This is a genomic window from Paenibacillus sp. 1001270B_150601_E10 (genome assembly GCF_015558675.1).
Classification (GTDB): domain Bacteria; phylum Bacillota; class Bacilli; order Paenibacillales; family Paenibacillaceae; genus Paenibacillus_B.
This window is the reverse complement of sequence record NZ_JADMOL010000009.1, coordinates 102,927-121,916: the sequence shown is the minus strand read 5'-3', so window position 1 is coordinate 121,916 and position 18,990 is coordinate 102,927. Positions and strand designations below refer to the sequence as shown.

Genomic DNA, 18,990 nt, shown 5'->3' with positions numbered 1-18,990 from the left:
AGGAGCAATCCTACACGATGGGGATGTTTTTATATTTATACAGCTTATCAGCTCATGTCGAAGAAGATAGGCCTAAACGAGGCGCTGCAGGAACGCTGAGTTCACTCAGTGTTTCATCTATTATAAGGATGTGTCCTCATCTTTTGGTTTACTAGATGCTCCACTCCATGCAGGAGGATGGGTGCTATGATCCTGATCCAGATTCTCATTCGATTCTGCCTCTTGGCGTCCCTTCTCAATATTAACGAAGCGAAGTAGGATGATTCCAATAATAAAGAAAGCAAGAATGGAGAGAATGGCGGTTCTCGTCGAACCCGTTAGCAAGCCAACCGTCCCAAATACAGCAGGTCCGATAGAGGCAGACACTTTGCCCGAGAGGCTAAAGAAGCCAAAAAATTGGGCTGCATAGGCTTGCGGCACCATCTGGCTGTAGATTGAACGTGCCACTGCTTGGCTTCCGCCCTGCACAATGCCTACCATGAAAGCGAGCAGATAAAAGTGAAGTGCATTTTGCATAAAGTAACCCATGCCTACAATGACCATATAAGCAAGCAAGGAGCCATATAATGCACGCTTCGATCCGATCGCACTAGCATACTTCGCAAATAAAAATGTAAACGGAATGCCTACAAACTGCGTAATCAATAAAGCTACGATCAGATGGGTCGTGCCGATGCCAAGCTCAGCCCCATAAATTGCGGACATGCTTATAATGGTGGAAATCCCATCATTGAAAAACCAAAACGCCAGCAAGTATTTGAATAGTTCCGGGTACTTGGGCAGACGCTTTATCGTCGTTCCCACCCGTCCAAAGCCTTCTTTTACATAAAAGCCTACAGGCTTTGAGCGAACGCTTACAGGATCCTTTAGGGATCGGAACAGCGGCAACGAGAATACAAACCACCAGAGCCCTACGGTAATAAACACCGTTTGCGTAGCTGCAATCTTATCTGGCAGCCCAAACCATGCGAATTTTTCAAGCATGACGATGTTCAGCGCAAGCAGAACGCCGCCGCCAATATATCCGTACATATAGCCCTTTGCCGAGACCTCATCCCGGTGTTCGGGGGGCGCAAGTTGAGGAAGCAGGGAATCATAGAACGTATTGCCTCCTGAGAAGCCTAGCGTCCCAACAATGAACAGCAGCGATACAAGGACCCAATCCCCTTCGCCTGCAAAGCTCATGGCCACGCAGCTTAAGGCTCCCATATAGGCGAATACGCGCAAGAATGCCATTCTTCGCTGTGACAAATCGGCCATCGCGCCAAGTACAGGTGCCGATAGAGCAACGAGCAGCATTGCGATCGTTTGCGTGAATCCCCAATAGCTTGATGCTTGCTCCAATCCTTTTCCTGCTACCGTCTGATAATAGATCGGCAGTACGGCGGCCAGCATGGTTGTTGCAAATGCTGAGTTCGCCCAATCATACAGCATCCAATAGCGCAGCTGCTTTGCCTGCATACGTATCTCCACCTTCGATCAAATTTCAACTTCATCGTATGGCATAATCAGTTGCATAGACTATTCAAGAATTTGTAAAGATACTGATGCATATGCTGCGGTGCGGGTTCCCATGAGCTCCTAGCATTGCCCCTAAACGGATCATACACTATAATTAGTGTAACGAGAAACTTTATTTATTGATCCGGCTAAGCTGATAAATGTTTTTTGTGACGGGTAATATAATCATGACGCTTATGAAATCATGCATGGTTGAGCAGCTGCGTTAAGAAGTGAGGCTGTCGACACATCGAACGCTTGGTTTCGGTTCAACCGTACGAAACTTATCCATTCTAATTTGGGTAAAACAGTCGTGCGCATGTTTTCGTATTGGTACTGACCAATGAGTTTTCTATTCATGCAAAAGTTAGCAATTCGAAACTGTGGCTGTATATCATGCGATTGCCACATGATTTATGCATAAGACCACACATAAACCAATGGGGAGGGATGTTAGATGAACTTAAGCCAACTGGAAACGCTGATCACGATATCGAAGACGATGAGCTTTCGCAAGGCAGGAGAGCTGCTTAATCTGACACAGCCAGCCGTATCGGCTCAGATCAAAAGTCTGGAGGATGAATTCAAGACCGTTCTGATCGATCGAAACCAGCCGGTTACCTTAACGGACAGTGGAAGAGTATTTCTCGAACATGCAGAGAGCATCTTGCGTGTCGTGGAAGATCTCAAGCAGAAGTTGACTGATCTCAATCAAATCCCTCAAGGGCACATCGTGCTGGGAACGACTACATCGATTGCGATACAGATTCTGCCTCGCATCCTATCTTATTTTCAAGACCAATATCCCCTCATCAAGACAAGCATTTTCTCGATGTCCTCCTCACAGGTTGCAGCACATATTGAGAGCGGCAGTGTAGACATCGGAATCGGATATCTCACGGATCAAAATCCTAACCTTATCACATCTATCCTCTACTACGACACCTTTGAGCTCGTTGTGAATCCGAAGCACCCTCTAGCGCAATCCACAACGGTTACCATTGACATGCTGGAAAATGTTCCGCTGATTATGCTCTCACCAGATACAGTCGGAAGACGGTTCGCAGATGATGTATTCCGTGAGCATGGCTTCCAACCTCATATTGTCATGGAGCTCTCAAGCAGTGAAGAAGTAAAGCGTATGGTCGAGCTTGATCTTGGCGCAGCCATCATCTCCAAGCTGTCCGTCTCTGCAGAGCTTAAGCGCGGCTCCCTCAAGATGGTGCATATCAAGGAGCTTGAGACCGCTCATCCCGTCGGAGTCATCTATCGGTCAGGCCGTTATTTGAACTCTGCGATGCAGCAATTTTTGAATGACTTGAAGGGGATGCCGGAAGATCATTTTTATGCGTCTGAATAATTCATGCGCTTATAACCATAATGTTAGTAGCTTACAGGATTGGAGGACTCATCATGAAATTTGACCTGCATACCCATCACTTTCGCTGCGGACATGCAGATGGCAACATACGAGATTATATCGAGGCAGGCATCAAGCATGGCCTTCAAGTCATCGGTATCTCCGATCACTCCCCTTACTTTGCTTACGAAGAGGATCAGCCCTTTCCTAAGATCACGATGAAAAAGAGCGAATTCAGCGGCTATGTCCAAGAAGTTCTGAAGCTAAAAGAGGAATACGCAGGAAAGATCGAGGTTCTGCTTGGAATTGAGTCTGACTTTTTCCCTGAGTCTGCACATGTTTATCACCAAGCGCTCGCCCAATACCCGTTTGACTATATCATCGGCTCGATTCATCATACCTATGGGGTCAGCATCTTCAATAAATCACGCTGGAAGGGCCTGTCTAACGAGAAGGCGATGGAGACGAAGTCCGAATATTATCGTCTCATTCGGGCTTCTGCTGAATCGAACATGTTCCAGATTCTTGGCCATATTGACGCCATGAAAGGTAATTATCCCGCCTTCTCCGATATCAGCACGCCTGAAGTGATTGATGAAACGCTAAAGATTATCGCAGCGAGCGATGTTGCGATCGAGATCAATACCTCAGGCAAAACAAAGCTAAGCGGCGGCTGGTATCCATCTGATGATATGCTGGAGCGTGCCCTTCACTTTGGCGTTGATGTTACGTTTGGCTCCGATGCCCATAAGCCTTCCCGCGTTGGTGATGAGTGGGAAGAGGTCGCACAGCGCCTGCACGAAATCGGCTTTAAGCGCTGGGTGTTCTATAGACAGAAGCAAAAGCAAATCGTTCCCTTGCATACGTAAGGGTATCGCTATTCGTCAGCAGACAACGCTGCTCGGATAGCTTTTTTTATACGCAAAAAAAAAGACCTGCACGAACGCAGGTCACTTCAAGGGATATATATTTTCATCAAAAGGGGGTCTTGCCTATTATATTACCTCCAGAACATTATGTGACGATAACAGGAATATTACGGTTGTGTAACATTTAACGAAGGCGCGGCTTGCGACTTCTTCACATGCTTTGGAGTGCGATTCACAACCAGGATTCCTACTGCTACAAGCATCAGGGCTAACAGAATCCACTCATTGAACTGTTCGCCAAGCAGTAGAACGGACAAGAACACGCCGAATACAGGAATGAGGAATAGGAACATGGATACCTTTCCTACACTGTTGTATTTCATAATCAGATTCCACAGTCCGAACCCAGCTGCAGACAAAAAGGCCAAATAAAGCAGCAGCAGCAAAGAGCTTGCATCCCAAGCAAACGGAGCAATCCCTACTTTAGCTGCACCAATGATTGTCAGCACGATGCCTCCAAGCAGCATTTGTCTTCCTGTTAGCCACAAGACCGGAAGCTGCTTCGCTTCATGCTTGGCAAGCACATTGCCGAACCCGCCACAGAAAGCCGACAGGATCAGGCAGACGTCACCGATCCCAAGCTGCATATGGAATCCGCCCTGCGTAAAGGTAACAATCGCAACCCCTGCAAATCCAAGAATGAGGCCTGACGTCTTATTCGCACTGAAGCACTCGCTGCGGTCCATAAACCGTGCGACGAGCATTTGGAAGAACGAGGTGGCTCCTGTAATGATTGCACCCTGCATTCCCGTGCTTAGGCTAAGGCCGATATAGAAAAATAAATACTGAAGCAGCGTTTGAATCGATGCCAGCCTGGCAACAAGAAACCATTTGCGTCCGGTAGACAATGGCTTAGCGCTTGCAGCTGCATGAGGCTCCTGCGCGTTTGACTTCTTCTCCAGCAGCAGGGCAAATAAGACAAGCATCAGTCCCGCCAAGGTAAATCGGTAACCTGCGAATACCCACTGCTCAAACATTTGACTTGACTGAATATGGAGCTCGCTATATCCGATCTTAATAGCAGGCATGGCGCTGCCCCATAGTAGTGTTGACACAATCGCACTCACCGTCAAGCCGACGGGGTGCGTAAACCATTGTTCTGCTTTCACTTGCTGCTCCACCCTTCCCGCTTACACAAGCCGAACAAAGCCGGCGCATGGACAGCGCCGGCTCGTTACAGTCTTCTACTTAGATCTATACTATCATTGATTGTATATGTTGAAAAGAACATTACCCTTCGTCTTCACTCTTCTGAAGTCCGCGATATACGCCTGTGCGAAGCTCTCTCACATACGACTTGATATCTGGCATATCGGATCGCTCTGCCGCTTGGACAGCTGCCTCAATATCGTATGGCACACGGCATAGCTGCATACGGAAGGGAGCCTGCTCCACGGAGCCGTATTGACCTTGAAGCATCACATAGGATGCCTGCGTCATGTCTAGGGGATTGCCAACGCTTCCGACGTTGACAAGCGTCTTTCCTTCCAGATGCTGGACGTAGGCGTTATGAATATCACCATATATCACGACATCCGGCGATTGGCATGGATGCAAAGGCTCTGTTAGGCTAGGCGTGAATTCAAACATGCCAAGCCGCTTTTCAATAGGATCCCAAGGCTGTACACGGTGAAATACACTTTGTGGAGAGGCATGAAGCAAACGGATATGACGACCGCTAATTAGACAGTCAAAGGAGAATGGAAGCTCGTCTAATTGAGCGACACGTGCTTCTCCTAATTGATCAGCATGCCAGCGAAAAATCAATTCGTCCTGCTTGCGGGCAACAAGCTCATCCCAGTTGCCTCTTACAATCACATCGCACTCCGACAGTAGAAGATCCATTACTTCAACGGAATTCGGTCCCTTGCCTACCATATCCCCTAAGCATATCAATCGATCTGCGCCTTGGCGTTCTATGTCGGCGAGAACCGCTTCGAGTGCTTGAAGATTGCCATGAATATCAGAAAGGATCGCTATATTCTGCAACTTGAATCTTCTCCCTTCGTTCTGCTGCCACAAAAGAAAACCTGCTTTTTTTACCCTATAACAGCTGATGATGATACTATACACCTAGATTTACACGGCTACAACCCTAAGCGTAATCAGCGTCCATTCCGGCGGACAGCTAAATCGCAATGGAAGCAGGGACGTTCCTGTGCCTCTGCTCGTATATACAGTAAGTGGAGTATCGATGGAATGATGCCCTAACGGTCTCGATAAAATGTACTTGCCATCTGGATATTTCTCGCCAAGATTTGGAAGAAATATTGGTCCAATAAAGGGCAGCCGGATTTGTCCACCGTGACTATGCCCAGAGAGCTGAAGATCAACTTCTTTCGTGAGCGACCAATCTGCTATATCAGGCTCATGTGCTAGCAGAACACAGCATGTCCCGCTTGGAATGCCTCCCAATGCACGGTCCAGATCAGGAGATCCATCCAGTGCGTCATCAATGCCGGCTATAGCGAGGTGGGCGCCTCCTGCTTGAAGCATTCGATGCTGATTGGTCAGCACGTCAAAACCTGCTTGGATCAGCAAATCCGTTGCAATATCGTCCCCTCTGCTGTAATCATGGTTGCCAAGCACGGCATACTGTCCCAAGGGAGCCCGGAACTTCGACATCACTTCTACAATCCCGTTGGTTCGACCGGAACGGTCGTCAACCAAATCACCGGTTAAGCATATGATATCGGGCTTTGCTGACATTACGCGCTCTAAGATTCGCTCTATGTCCTCGCTATGTACATGATCCCCATAATGAAGGTCTGATATATGGGCAATCGTAAGCCCATCAAAAGAGGGCGGCAGTCGATCTAAATAACAGGTCAGCTTTCGATCCTGAAGCCAATCGGGTTCGATCCATCTTGCATAGCTTCCTGCCACAAGAGGCACAGCAGCAGCTCCTCCTAGCAAACCTAGTAAAAACTTCCTTCTGCTTATCTTCTGCTTCCTTCCGGTCTCCTCTATAGAGCTGGGGTTCGCCTCAGATAAGTGCTCACTCCTATCTGCAGAAATCCTCAATATGATTTCCTCCCTTTACCATCTCTCATCCATTATGAATCACGAGCATATGCAATGCAAACTTAGATACATTATGATAAGAGAGTATGGCAATGCAACGAAGGAGGATTGTTTATGAATCGAACAGACATCGAACAGATCGTGCACACACAAAAGCAGTTCTATCTTCAAGGGCGTACACGTGGAGTTGAAGCGAGAATCCATGCTTTACATAAGCTTATTCAAGCGATCGAGCATTATGAACAAGAGATCACCTATGCGCTGAAGCAGGATCTAGATAAAAGTGATACCGAGTCATATATTACGGAGATTGGCTTTACGCTTATGGAAGCCAGACATACGTTGAAATCATTAAGACGTTGGATGAAACCAAAAAGAGTCAGAACGCCGATCACCCATGTCGGCAGTCGAAGCGTTATTATGCCTGAGCCTTATGGAACAACCTTGATTATCGCACCTTGGAATTATCCGTTCCAGCTCGCGGTTGCGCCCCTGATCGGTGCGATAGCGGCAGGCAATACGGCTGTCATTAAGCCCTCAGAATGGGCTCCGCATACGAGCGCGATGTTAGTTAAGCTGATCAGGCATGCATTCGAACCTGAACAGGTCACGGTCGTTGAGGGCGCTGTAGAAGAAAGTGAGTGGCTTTTGCAAATGCCTTTTGACTATATCTTCTTCACGGGCAGCACCAGCATCGGCAAAATTGTTATGAAGGCAGCCGCTGAGCGGCTTATCCCTGTAACATTGGAGCTTGGCGGAAAAAGTCCATGTATTGTTCATCAAGACGCCGATCTAGAGCTTGCTGCAAAGCGTACCGCCTTTGGCAAATGGACCAATGCGGGTCAAACCTGCATTGCGCCTGATTATTTGGTTGTACATGAATCTGTAAAGGATGCTCTTTTGCAGGAAATGAAAAAGGCTGTAGAGCAATTCTACGGAGAGCTGCCGCTTGATTCTACGAACTATCCATCCATTATTAGCGATAAGCACTATCAACGATTGGCGGGCTTTCTTAAGGATGGGAAGATCGCTTGGGGCGGTCAATATGATGAGGCTAGAAGACGCATCGCTCCAACTGTGCTGACGAACATAAGCTGGGAGCATGGCATCATGCAGGAAGAGATCTTTGGCCCTTTGCTGCCCGTCATGACCTACTCATCTATAGATGATGTCGTTCAAGCGGTGCAGGCTCGCTCGAAGCCGCTTGCTCTCTACTTATTTACTAAGGATAGAAAACTTCAAGATAACGTGCTTTCGAAGCTGTCTTTCGGCGGAGGCTGTGTAAATGACACGCTGATGCACATTGCTTCACCATATCTGCCATTTGGCGGCGTAGGCGACAGCGGCATTGGCAGCTATCATGGCAAAGCGAGCTTCGATACATTTAGTCATCAGAAGAGCGTATTGTTTCAAACGAATCGCTTCGATCTCTCCCTTCGCTATCCTGGCGTTAAAAACGCGTTAAAGTGGATGAAAAAGATCATGAAGTAGGAGATCGAAGCGGTTTCATTTTAGAACATAAACGGAAATCTAGAGAAAAGTTTGAGCTGCTGGAGAGGCAGAACAGATGGAGATCTATGATGAAGGGCCATGATCCAATCGGGGAGATTCCTCTACTTGGGATTTGGCTAAGGAGATTAAAGAGTCACGCAACATCCATAGCTTGCTGGAGAATGCTGCAAATTGGCTTTGCCACAGCGTTCTCCGGTCAGCCTTCATCATGGAAGGTCCTATTCCAAAATGCGTCTCCACAAAATGCTCTAATTCCTGCTGCAGCTGTGCTGCCTCCCATTCTTCGTTCTGCTCCATAAAATTCGTAAGAAAAGAGGTTAAGCAATCGTACTCATCGTCTGGCGCTCCGAGTGCAAGCAAGCCTAAGGGATCCCAATCATTGACGAGCGGCTTCACATTCCTCCACACGGATGTTCTGCATGAGCACAGTCCTCCTTTTTCACAATGAACCTTCATGAACGATGTCCTCCCATCGTATCAATGATCTTGGCTCAGAACGCGCTTTTACACTTTCTGAGAGAGAATTAATTAAAAGGGTAAAATCCCCAATCCTTACTATAACGTAATTGTTTAGGTTCGCCTACCATAATTTTTTCAGCTTCTGTAAGTTTCGAAGTATAATAAGAAAACGCTATCAAATTTATTTTAGTTTAGGCTTCTTTCCGAAAAATAAGGTTATGACGGAGTGCGCTTCTAAGGATGGAAGGCAGAAGTCGGAGGCTTTTTTGCACCGATAGACAATAGCATATCTTAATCAACAATGAAGACGAACAAGCCTTATTTAGTGGGTAACAAAAGCAGACCTTCAATCACACATCACGTGATCTTGAAGGTCTGCATGTATAAGCTTATCGATATGATTACATTTTAAACCAATGCTTGAACATCAATTTGGTCGTATCTTTGTTCATCTCCGCAATTGAGGTCGTCAATGGAATACCTTTTGGACATGATCTTACGCAGTTCTGCGAGTTGCCGCAGCCCTCAATTCCCCCATCGTCAAGCAGAGCTTCCAAACGCTCTTCTTTATTCATCTCACCCGTTGGATGAGCATTGAATAAGCGAACTTGGGAGATTGGGGCCGGACCGATAAAGCTCGTCTTGTCATTGACGTTCGGACATGCTTCCAAGCAAACTCCGCAAGTCATGCACTTGGACAACTCATACGCCCATTGGCGCTTCGTCTCGGCCATCCGAGGTCCTGGTCCGAGGTCGTACGTACCATCTATTGGAATCCACGCCTTCACTCGCTTTAAGGAGTCGAACATCCGTTGACGGTTAATAACAAGGTCACGGACAACCGGGAAAGTCTTCATCGGCTCCAAGCGGATAGGCTGCTCTAATTGATCAATAAGTGCAGAGCACGCTTGACGCGGCTTGCCGTTGATCACCATGGAGCATGCCCCGCATACTTCTTCCAAGCAGTTGGACTCCCAACACACTGGAGCTGTATGCTTGCCTGTCGCATCTACTGGATTACGCTGAATCTCCATGAGCGCGCTAATGACGTTCATATTTGGACGATAAGGAACTTCGAATTCCTCCGTATACGACTTCGCATCCGGAGCATCCTGGCGTGTCACAATAAACTTAACGGTCTTTGCTGCTGTCATCGTGTTCGCCATCACTTTTCTCCTTTCTTCTTGTCCGTGGTGTAATCACGCTTACGCGGCTTGATTAGGGACACATCAACTTCCTCGTACGTAATCTCTGGACCATCAGGCGTCCATGTTGCAACAGAGCTCTTCAGGAACTGTTCATCATTACGTTCAGGGAAATCCGGCTTATAGTGCGCACCGCGGCTCTCATCGCGCAGCAATGCACTCTTTGTCATCGCCTCTGCAAGCTCAAGCATGTTCCACAATTGACGAGTAAAGGCTACTCCTTGGTTGCTCCACTTCGCTGTATCATTTACATTAATGGAATGATAGCGCTGCTTCAGTTCCTTAATCTTAACGATTGTTTTCTCCAGCTTGTCGTTGAAGCGGACGACGGTCATATTGTTTGTCATCCACTCGCCCAGTTCTTTATGAATGACATAGGCATTCTCATTGCCGTCCATCTTAAGCAGCTTTTCGTACTTCTCCTGCTCCCGCTTCGATTCTTTGTCAAAGAGTGAGGAAGGAACATCTTCCGTTGCCTTCGACAAGCCGCGAACATATTCTACTGCTTTCGGTCCCGCAACCATCCCGCCATAGATCGCGGAAAGAAGGGAGTTCGCGCCGAGACGGTTCGCGCCATGATATTGATAGTCGCACTCACCAGCTGCAAACAAGCCAGGAATGTTTGTCATTTGATTATAGTCAACCCACATGCCGCCCATCGAATAGTGAACGGCCGGGAAGATCTTCATCGGAATCTTACGTGGATCATCGCCCATGAATTTCTCATAGATCTCGATAATACCGCCAAGCTTCACATCAAGCTCCTTCGGATCTTTATGGGACAAGTCGAGGTATACCATGTTCTCGCCGTTGATGCCAAGCTTCATATCAACGCAAACGTGAAAGATCTCACGCGTTGCGATATCACGAGGAACAAGGTTGCCATACGCTGGATACTTCTCTTCAAGGAAGTACCACGGCTTGCCGTCTTTATAGGTCCAGATGCGTCCGCCTTCTCCGCGTGCGGATTCCGACATCAAGCGAAGTTTGTCGTCGCCTGGAATCGCTGTTGGATGGATCTGAATGAATTCGCCGTTTGCATAACGTACGCCCTGCTGGTAAACGGCACTTGCAGCTGTACCTGTATTAATAACGGAGTTCGTCGTCTTACCGAAAATAATCCCTGGTCCACCGGATGCAAGAATAACCGCATCTGCTGGGAACGCTTTCGCTTCCATGGAGCGAAGGTCCTGTGCATGGATACCGCGGCATACGCCTTCATCATCGATAATCGCAGAGACGAACTCATAGTATTCATATTTGTTAACCAATCCTGCTGCTTCCCAACGGCGCACCTGCTCATCAAGCGCATACAGCAGCTGCTGTCCTGTCGTTGCACCAGCAAATGCTGTACGGTGATGCTTCGTACCGCCGAAGCGGCGGAAATCAAGCAATCCCTCTGGCGTACGGTTGAACATAACGCCCATGCGGTCCATCAAGTGAATAATGCCTGGAGCCGCTTCACACATTGCCTTTACCGGAGGCTGGTTCGCAAGGAAGTCGCCGCCGTATACCGTATCATCAAAGTGCTCCCACGGGGAGTCGCCTTCACCTTTCGTATTCACCGCTCCGTTGATGCCGCCTTGGGCACATACGGAATGAGACCGCTTTACAGGTACTAAGGAGAACAGGTCAACATGCACGCCTGCTTCCGCTGCCTTAATCGTTGCCATCAAGCCGGCCAAACCGCCTCCGACGATGATTACTTTCTGATTAGCCATCGTGCGTTACCCTCCTTAAACGATTACCGATTGAACTTGTTGTACAACTGCTGCCGCTGCTTCGAATTCCTGGCTGCGGAATCCAATGAGGGACAGAATAAACAGAACGGACATCAATACGAAGAGGCCTGTGCAGATCATCGAAGATACCTTCTGTGCACGAGGACCAACGGTAATGCCCCAGCTTACAAGGAATGCCCACAAGCCGTTCGTGAAGTGATACGATGCAGCCAATACTCCAATGATGTAGATAACGAACATCAGCGGCTGAGTCACGATATCGTTCATGTGAGTGCCAAGCTCTTCATGACTAACTTCGCCAATCGCAATCTGGAAGCGCGTTTGATACAAATGCCACGTTACGAAGATGAACGTAATGACACCTGTAATGCGCTGCATCATGAAGGCAATATTACGACCGTAGTTGTAATTGCCTACGTTGTTGCGGGACGTATACGCGATATACAAGCCATATACACCGTGGTATAAGAGCGGGAGCCATATCCCAAAGAGCTCCAAGAAAAAGATGAGCGGCAATTCATTCAAAAACTTAACGCTGTCCTGAAATGCTGCTTTCCCGCCATCAAATGCGGCATAGTTCGTAATCATATGCTCCAAGATAAAAAAGCCTAGCGGGATGATACCTAGAAGAGAATGCAGCTTGCGCGAGTAAAAGTAACCCCGTTTCATATGTGTGCCGTTTCCCCTTTCCGTTCTGTACCAGAATATTTTGGTAATAAAACATCCTCATTTTACCTGTGCCTGTCGAAAGCGTCAACAATTTGTCGTCCAAAAAATGCCTTTCTCTATCCTTTTACACACTTTCGCAGTATCAAATGATCACAATTGCGGCACAGTTGTGAACAACCTGTGACACTTCCATCATACTCCTGTATGCCTTATAATGGAATTGCAAGATTATTATAAAAATGATAACTAACGTGCATAAGTCACTCTTTAAGGACTATTTTTCCATCCCAAATAAGGAGGAACACAGCCATGCTAGACCTTCTCGAAGCGTTTGCTACTGTCATAGAGCACACGAGCCTTAATCAGGCGGCAAAGCGGCTCAATATCTCGCAGCCTGCCTTATCTCGACAAATTGCTCGACTGGAAGAGGAGCTGAATGTCGAATTATTCAATCGCAATGGCAAACGTCTCGAGGTTACACGGGTTGGTCAACTTACCTATGAATTTGCTGTAGATATCCGCAAGCGGCAGCTTGAATATCTAAAGTCGATTGCTTCCTATAAATCCGAAGGGCAAAAGATCGTAACGATAGGGGCAAGCCTCACGACACTCCAAACGACGCTGCCCATCTTCGTGAATTTGTTCAAGGAGCAGTATCCCGAGGCCCAGCTTAAGCTAATTACAGGCAAGACGCATGAGATTGTCTCGCTTATTCGCGAAAAAGAAGCGGATTTCGGCATTGTAGCAGATGCCATTCATGAGCAGGGGCTAATCTCGATCCCGCTTCTGTCCGATCACCTGGAGCTTGTTGTACCAAACAATCACGAGCTATCGAATCTTAGCGAGTGGACGATGGAGAAGCTTAACGGCCTGCCTATGCTGCTGTTCTCCAACGGAACATGGTATCGCAAGCTGATCGATGACTTATTTCGAAGATATCGGGTAATGCCGGATATTCGCATGGAGATTGATTCGTTCGAGGCTATCGGCCGCTTGCTCGCAACCTGTCAGGCTTCTGCCCTTCTTCCCAAGTCTTATTTGAGGACGCAGTGGCTGAAGGATAATGATTTGACCGTAGTTCACTTAAAGGAGCTGGAGCAGACAGAAAGAATCACCTCGCTGATCTATGCCGAATCCGCTTTGCTTAGCGATTCCTTCCGCCAATTTATTGCGGATTCTGCAGGCCGAGCCGATTGGTAGGATGGCCGCATGACACTGCTTTACTTCTTTTTCAGGGTCGTATCATGCTGTGGTGACGGAATATCTGTCTATGCATCAGGTACTGCCCAGCATCACGAGCCTACACCTATCATTGAAGCTTTCCCTGCAAACAATCGCCTCCATTTCATTTATAAATAATCGCAGTCACATTACGTCCTGTAATGTGGCTCTTTTTCGTTAAGACACTTTTTTACCTGAAGATCGTAATTTGGGCTTGCAAACGCACTTCTTAGGTGATATGGTTAGTTGCATAAGTAATTAACCAATAAACAAACGAACCCCATAACACTCTATATCTGTCATACTTGCTATTCCATCAGGAAGAAGGTGAATGTATTGCTGCTCGATGAATCGAAGTCCATTTATTTACAAATTGCTGAGCTGATTGAGAACGATATTCTAAATGATTCGATTGAGGAAAATGGTCAGGTCCCTTCAACCAACCAGTTTGCGAAAATTTTGCAAATCAATCCCGCCACAGCGGCAAAGGGCATTAATTTGCTGGTCGATGAAGGCATTTTGTTCAAAAAGAGGGGTGTCGGAATGTTTGTCAGCGAAGGAGCGAAGAACATGGTATTAGCGAAACGACGCAAGCAATTTGCAGAGATCGAACTTCCGCGTCTTATTCATGAAGCACAAGCGGTGCATATTTCAAAGGATGAGCTCATTCAAATGATCCACAATCTCAAGGAGGGAAACCGCGATGACTATACAGTCTGAGGCGACAATCACACTACAGGGCATCAGCAAACAATTTAAGGGCACAACCGCGCTGCATCCCATTCATGCTACCTTTGAAGCTGGCATGATTCATGGCCTCTTAGGGCGCAATGGCGCAGGCAAAACAACGCTACTGAATATTCTCTCGGGCTACCACTTCGCGGATCAAGGGCAAGTCGTTATGAACGGCACCGTTCTCAAGGATCAGCAGCATCTCCTCAGCCAGATCTGCTATGTTCGCGAGACCGAGAAGACATGGGAGGAATATAGGCTTAAGAAGCTGCTTGCTTTCTTCAAAATGACCGCTCCTCATTGGGATGATGAATATGCGATGCATCTGATGAGCAGATACAAGCTTGATCCCAAGAAAAAATATAATCAATTATCAAGAGGGATGAAATCCTTGTTTGGCGCCGTTCGAGGGCTAGCCTCCCGCTCTCCGCTCACGCTGTTTGATGAGCCTGTGCTCGGTCTTGATGCAGCTATGCGGCAAATGTTCTATGATGATCTGCTGGAGGATTATACGAGACATCCTCGGACGATACTATTGTCCACTCACCTGATTGATGAATCGGAGCAAATCTTCGAAAGCATTACCATGATTCATCAGGGCCAAGTCATGCTGCAAGCATCGACCGACTCTATTTTGAACCGCGCTTGCACAATTTCTGGGAGACAAGAAGAAGTCAGAGCCGCGACTTCAGGGAAAACCGTGCTGCACGAGGAACAACTGGGCGGACATCTTGGAGCGATCGTATGGGATGTAACGGAGGCCGATATGCAAACATGGCAGAAACAAGGTCTTGATGTTGGCAGCACTTCTTTGCAGAAGCTGTTCGTTTATCTTACCGATGATCAAGCGCCAATCCAGGGAGGGAAAGCATTATGAATCTAAAAAAGAATGTGGGACTTCAGCTGAAGGATTGGATGGGTTCGTTATTGGTCTTCTGGGGCATCATGCTGACTTTGAACATTTTGTTCCAATTTATACTGAATGGATTCTCCTTTTATTTAGGCGATATGCACATCAGTTTTAATCTCATGGATATCCTGAAAGAAACAACGAAAGATGATGAATGGGTTGTGGAGAGCACGCTCTTTGCCCCGTACATCAACATTACATCTGCGGCTATTTACATGCTTGTTGCAGGGATCATTAGCGGAACCAACACCTTCGCCCTGCTTCGAGGCCTTGGATTCAATCGCGTATCTTCTTGGATCAGCATCACTTTATCCTTGTTCATCGTGTCGGTGATCAATACCGTCATTCATACTGTCATCAGCTTGACGTTCGCGTGGATTATTGGTCACCAGGAAGCGTTATCAGCGAGTTTAGATGTAACCAACTTCCTTACGCTCATTACGATATACTTCCTTGTTGCAAGCTTCTTCTTTATGTTTGGCACCATCTTCTATCAATATGGAGCATGGTTTGGGGTAATCAGCATCGCCGCCCTTGTCATGGCCATGAATTTTTGGCCGAGTGGATACGACATCATGGACTATACAAGACAATCATATCCACTTTTGCTTTCTTGGATTCTGATCGCAGGCGCATTCTTTGTCACAGGCCATATCCTATACCGAACCCGAATTAAGTAATTGGTTATTGTACAAAAAAAGCCTTCACAAGCATTAGCACGCTTGTGAAGGCTCTTTTGATGCAAATTATACTCGATACTCTTCTTCGAACCTTTCAATCTGGCGATTCGTTCCGATCAATACCATAATGTCCTTTTCAGCCAGCTTATCGTCAGCTGTTGGGGCAATAATCATGCCGCTTGCCTTATTCAAGGCAACGATGCTGCAGCCAAATCTTGCTCTAGGATCTAGTTCACGCAGTTCCTTTCCATCCAGGCAGCTAGGAACACGAAGCTCGGCAATCGTATATTCCTTGGACAGCTCAATATAATCAAGCAGGTTAGGCGATACCAGATGATGCGCAACCCGTATCCCCATGTCCCGCTCCGGATAGATGACCCGATCAACGCCGATCCGCTCCAGCACCCTGCCATGAAGATCAGACAGTGCTTTACCCACAACCTTGTGCACCCCGAGTTCTTTCACCTGAATGCTTACAAGAATGCTCGTCTGGATATCATCGCCGATCGCCACGATGACACAATCGAAATTGCGAATGCCAAGCGAGCGAAGCACCTCTTCATCTGTTGCATCTGCAACGACAGCATGCGTCAGCTTCTCGCTCATCTCGTCGACAACTTCCTCGTCACGATCAATGCCCAACACCTGATGACCAAGCTTCATTAATTCCTCGGCAAGACTCGAACCAAATCGGCCAAGCCCAATTACTGCGAATTGCTGTGAGTCCATCTCCTAGTATCCCCTATCCTTTGCTTATCATTGCGTACTTTCAAACTTTTAAACGTTGGCGATTGCATGTGTTTAACCGATCGTGATCTTCCCTTCGGGATGACGGTACAGCTCACGTTCATTCTTAGGTCCAACAGCGTATGCTAGCGTTATCGGTCCAAGTCGTCCGATGAACATCGTTAGACTGATTAGAATCTTCCCGATCAAAGATAAATCTGTCGTGAGGCCCATCGTTAACCCTACGGTACCGAACGCAGATACGGTCTCAAACAAAATCATAAGGAACGAATGGTCCTCCGTGGTCGACAAGATCATAGTCACGGTGATGACGAGACCTAAAGCTAGCAAGACGAGCGTAACCGCCTTATTCAAGCGATCCTTCGCAAGGCGATTGCGGAACAGCACAATGTCTTCCTTGCCGCGTATCATCGAGATTACCGCACCGACCAAGATCGTAAAGGTCGTCGTCTTAATCCCCCCGCCTGTCGAACCAGGCGAAGCACCAATGAACATCAGCAGCACGATAAAGAACTGAGACGCCTGTCTCATTAGGCCGATATCGATCGTATTGGCACCTGCTGTACGGGGCGAGACGGATTGGAACAATGCAGCCCAGAACTTCTCGAACCAATTCAGACTGCCTAACGTATCCGGGTTTGTAAATTCAAAAATGAAAATGACAATCGTACCAAACACAATGAGAAAGCTTGTCATCGACAAGACGACCTTGGTGTGAAGCGAGAATTTCTTCTTCGTCTTATATTCAAACAAGTCGGACAACACAATAAACCCGATCCCCCCTAGAATAATCAAGGACATCGCGACGATATTCACTAGAGGGTCTCCAACATAGCTTGTTAAGCTGGAGAATGGTCCGCTTACCTGTCCGAACAGATCAAATCCGGCATTGTTGAAAAAGGAAACCGCATGGAATATCCCGAAGTAGAGAGCTTGCCCAAAGGGCATGTCAAAGGCCCAACGTATCGTGAATAGGACCGCTGCCGTTCCTTCAATCGCCAAGGCATAAAGCAGCACCTTGCGAATCAAGCGAACAATCCCTTCCATCGAACCTTGGTTCATCGCTTCCTGCAGAATAAGTCGTTCCTTCAAGGAAATTTTCTTCTTAAAAGCAAGCGCGAACAACGTAGCCATCGTCATGAATCCAAGACCGCCAACCTGAATGAGCAGGATAATGACGATCTGCCCAAACATCGTAAAGTTCGTTCCGGTATCGACAACGACTAGACCCGTTACGCACGTTGCTGATGTTGCTGTGAAGAGGGCATCTACAAAGGGCAGGACTTCTCCATTCGCGTTTGAGATGGGAAGCATCAGAAGCAAACTTCCTAGTAAAATAATGAGTGCAAAGCCCCCTGCTAGTATCCGCGGTGGTGTTAGCATGCTAGCCTGTAACTTCTTTTTTAGCGTTTCCAACCGTATGTCACCTCTTCTGAAATCACGAAAAAAAGCACGGGATGCCCCAGTGCTTTGTGTTCGCTGGTATCCTGACGAAATGCCTACGAGGTTAGCTGACGGATTCGGGCACGTCAAGACGCCCTATTCACAATGGGATCCCTCTGTCATTAGCTTGATGTCATTGGATCCAACTGTGAAATTCACCCCAGTTGATCGGTTCCCCCGCTCTCATATTGCATGAGACTCGGCCATATACAATTCATAACGAGATTATATACGTTTCGCTCATTCTTCACAAAGCGATTTTAAGTTCAAAAATGCACTGAAAACGAATAAAATCTCTATAAAGAACGCTTACAATACCCTGTTTTCGTGCATTGCCAGAATAGATCGCTTGTTTTCTTGACGTTGCTTGTTCATTTCGCTAAGCTAAAGAACAACTTCTCATATAAAGGAGGATATCCTTGATCTCTCATCATGACAGTCGGAATATACCGAAACGTCGGGGCAAGGCGCTGCCGATCGCAGCTGTTATTGGTTTTATATTATTTGTTATCTTGCAAATTGTTATACCCGCTCAGCAGGCATACAAAGAGTCGGAGGTCCTGCCGCTACTGGATAAGAGAGAAGCGATAGCGAAAGGGTGGGCAGCCTACCAGCAGCTTCAGCAGCAATTGCAGCAGATTCAGGACGGCAGCCAAGCAGTAGAGGCTGGGATTGAGCCCAATCATAAAGTCGTATATTACACCAATGAGCTTCTATCCGGATACATAAGCAAAAAACGGCTCCAAGCTTCCTATCAGCCTTGGGATAAGGTTGCGCCTTATGATGTCTATCGTGTATTTATCGATAGCGACAGCACGGGAAGAGGCGCGATGTCCAACACTAGCGTAGACATCCAT

The 18,990-nt window shown here is 47.2% G+C and carries 17 protein-coding genes, 1 pseudogene and 1 riboswitch; of the genes and pseudogenes, 8 read left to right on the top strand and 10 right to left on the bottom strand.

The features are described 5' to 3' along the window. Positions 1–120 precede the first annotated feature (120 nt). Complete coding sequence (locus tag I2H74_RS18950) at positions 121–1,461, bottom strand: MFS transporter (protein WP_195575804.1); 1,341 nt, start codon at positions 1,459–1,461, stop codon at positions 121–123. Between the two features lie 496 nt (positions 1,462–1,957). On the opposite strand from I2H74_RS18950, the gene I2H74_RS18945 reads away from it, so the two are divergent. Then, the gene (locus I2H74_RS18945; protein WP_195575803.1) at positions 1,958–2,860 is read left to right on the top strand and encodes a LysR family transcriptional regulator; all 903 of its coding nucleotides are present in this window, start codon (positions 1,958–1,960) and stop codon (positions 2,858–2,860) included. A 53-nt stretch (positions 2,861–2,913) separates the two neighbouring features. After that, the gene (locus I2H74_RS18940) at positions 2,914–3,729 is read left to right on the top strand and encodes a histidinol-phosphatase (protein WP_195575802.1); all 816 of its coding nucleotides are present in this window, start codon (positions 2,914–2,916) and stop codon (positions 3,727–3,729) included. A gap of 167 nt (positions 3,730–3,896) precedes the next feature. Here I2H74_RS18940 and I2H74_RS18935 read toward each other — a convergent pair whose 3' ends face one another. The 3 genes from I2H74_RS18935 to I2H74_RS18925 form a co-directional block, all read right to left on the bottom strand. Continuing rightward, positions 3,897–4,898 carry a DMT family transporter gene (locus I2H74_RS18935; RefSeq protein WP_195575840.1) on the bottom strand — a complete coding sequence of 334 codons (1,002 nt, stop codon included), beginning with the start codon at positions 4,896–4,898 and terminating at the stop codon, positions 3,897–3,899. Between the two features lie 121 nt (positions 4,899–5,019). Continuing rightward, complete coding sequence (locus tag I2H74_RS18930) at positions 5,020–5,778, bottom strand: metallophosphoesterase family protein (protein WP_195575801.1); 759 nt, start codon at positions 5,776–5,778, stop codon at positions 5,020–5,022. A gap of 90 nt (positions 5,779–5,868) precedes the next feature. Continuing rightward, positions 5,869–6,813, bottom strand: coding sequence for a metallophosphoesterase (locus I2H74_RS18925; RefSeq protein ID WP_229106838.1), 945 nt, complete (start codon positions 6,811–6,813; stop codon positions 5,869–5,871). Positions 6,814–6,927: 114 nt separating this feature from the next. Between I2H74_RS18925 and I2H74_RS18920 the strand changes: the two genes are divergently transcribed. Then, entirely contained in the window at positions 6,928–8,304 is a 1,377-nt protein-coding gene (locus tag I2H74_RS18920) for an aldehyde dehydrogenase (protein WP_195575800.1), read from the top strand. A gap of 84 nt (positions 8,305–8,388) precedes the next feature. Here the strand turns inward: I2H74_RS18920 and I2H74_RS18915 are convergent, their stop codons facing one another. From I2H74_RS18915 to I2H74_RS18900, 4 genes are all read right to left on the bottom strand, one after another. Continuing rightward, on the bottom strand, positions 8,389–8,781 hold the full coding sequence (locus I2H74_RS18915; RefSeq protein WP_195575799.1) for a hypothetical protein: 393 nt from the start codon (positions 8,779–8,781) through the stop codon (positions 8,389–8,391). A gap of 404 nt (positions 8,782–9,185) precedes the next feature. Further along, positions 9,186–9,950, bottom strand: coding sequence for a succinate dehydrogenase iron-sulfur subunit (gene sdhB / locus I2H74_RS18910; RefSeq protein ID WP_195575798.1), 765 nt, complete (start codon positions 9,948–9,950; stop codon positions 9,186–9,188). Beyond that, positions 9,950–11,710: a succinate dehydrogenase flavoprotein subunit gene (gene sdhA, locus I2H74_RS18905; protein ID WP_195575797.1), complete on the bottom strand. Its 1,761-nt coding sequence runs from the start codon at positions 11,708–11,710 to the stop codon at positions 9,950–9,952. The genes sdhB and sdhA overlap by 1 nt, the downstream gene beginning before the upstream one ends. Positions 11,711–11,725: 15 nt before the next feature. Continuing rightward, positions 11,726–12,400 carry a succinate dehydrogenase cytochrome b558 subunit gene (locus I2H74_RS18900; protein WP_195575796.1) on the bottom strand — a complete coding sequence of 225 codons (675 nt, stop codon included), beginning with the start codon at positions 12,398–12,400 and terminating at the stop codon, positions 11,726–11,728. A 309-nt stretch (positions 12,401–12,709) separates the two neighbouring features. Between I2H74_RS18900 and I2H74_RS18895 the strand changes: the two genes are divergently transcribed. The 4 genes from I2H74_RS18895 to I2H74_RS18880 all read left to right on the top strand — a co-directional run bounded on the left by I2H74_RS18895 (position 12,710) and on the right by I2H74_RS18880 (position 15,943). Continuing rightward, positions 12,710–13,600: a LysR family transcriptional regulator gene (locus I2H74_RS18895; protein WP_195575795.1), complete on the top strand. Its 891-nt coding sequence runs from the start codon at positions 12,710–12,712 to the stop codon at positions 13,598–13,600. 357 nt (positions 13,601–13,957) lie between these two features. Next, positions 13,958–14,341 carry a GntR family transcriptional regulator gene (locus I2H74_RS18890; RefSeq protein ID WP_195575838.1) on the top strand — a complete coding sequence of 128 codons (384 nt, stop codon included), beginning with the start codon at positions 13,958–13,960 and terminating at the stop codon, positions 14,339–14,341. After that, positions 14,325–15,230: an ATP-binding cassette domain-containing protein gene (locus I2H74_RS18885; RefSeq protein WP_195575794.1), complete on the top strand. Its 906-nt coding sequence runs from the start codon at positions 14,325–14,327 to the stop codon at positions 15,228–15,230. The genes I2H74_RS18890 and I2H74_RS18885 overlap by 17 nt, the downstream gene beginning before the upstream one ends. Further along, positions 15,227–15,943, top strand: coding sequence for a hypothetical protein (locus I2H74_RS18880; RefSeq protein WP_195575793.1), 717 nt, complete (start codon positions 15,227–15,229; stop codon positions 15,941–15,943). The genes I2H74_RS18885 and I2H74_RS18880 overlap by 4 nt, the downstream gene beginning before the upstream one ends. A gap of 66 nt (positions 15,944–16,009) precedes the next feature. Here the strand turns inward: I2H74_RS18880 and I2H74_RS18875 are convergent, their stop codons facing one another. After that, positions 16,010–16,672, bottom strand: a complete 663-nt coding sequence (locus I2H74_RS18875; RefSeq protein ID WP_195575792.1) for a potassium channel family protein — start codon at positions 16,670–16,672, stop codon at positions 16,010–16,012. Positions 16,673–16,744: 72 nt separating this feature from the next. Beyond that, entirely contained in the window at positions 16,745–18,073 is a 1,329-nt protein-coding gene (locus tag I2H74_RS18870) for a TrkH family potassium uptake protein (RefSeq protein WP_195575791.1), read from the bottom strand. Positions 18,074–18,172: 99 nt separating this feature from the next. Next, a riboswitch (cyclic di-AMP (ydaO/yuaA leader) is annotated at positions 18,173–18,348 on the bottom strand. 204 nt (positions 18,349–18,552) lie between these two features. On the opposite strand from I2H74_RS18870, the pseudogene I2H74_RS18865 reads away from it, so the two are divergent. Next, positions 18,553–18,990, top strand: a pseudogene (locus tag I2H74_RS18865) (hypothetical protein); the annotation flags it as partial.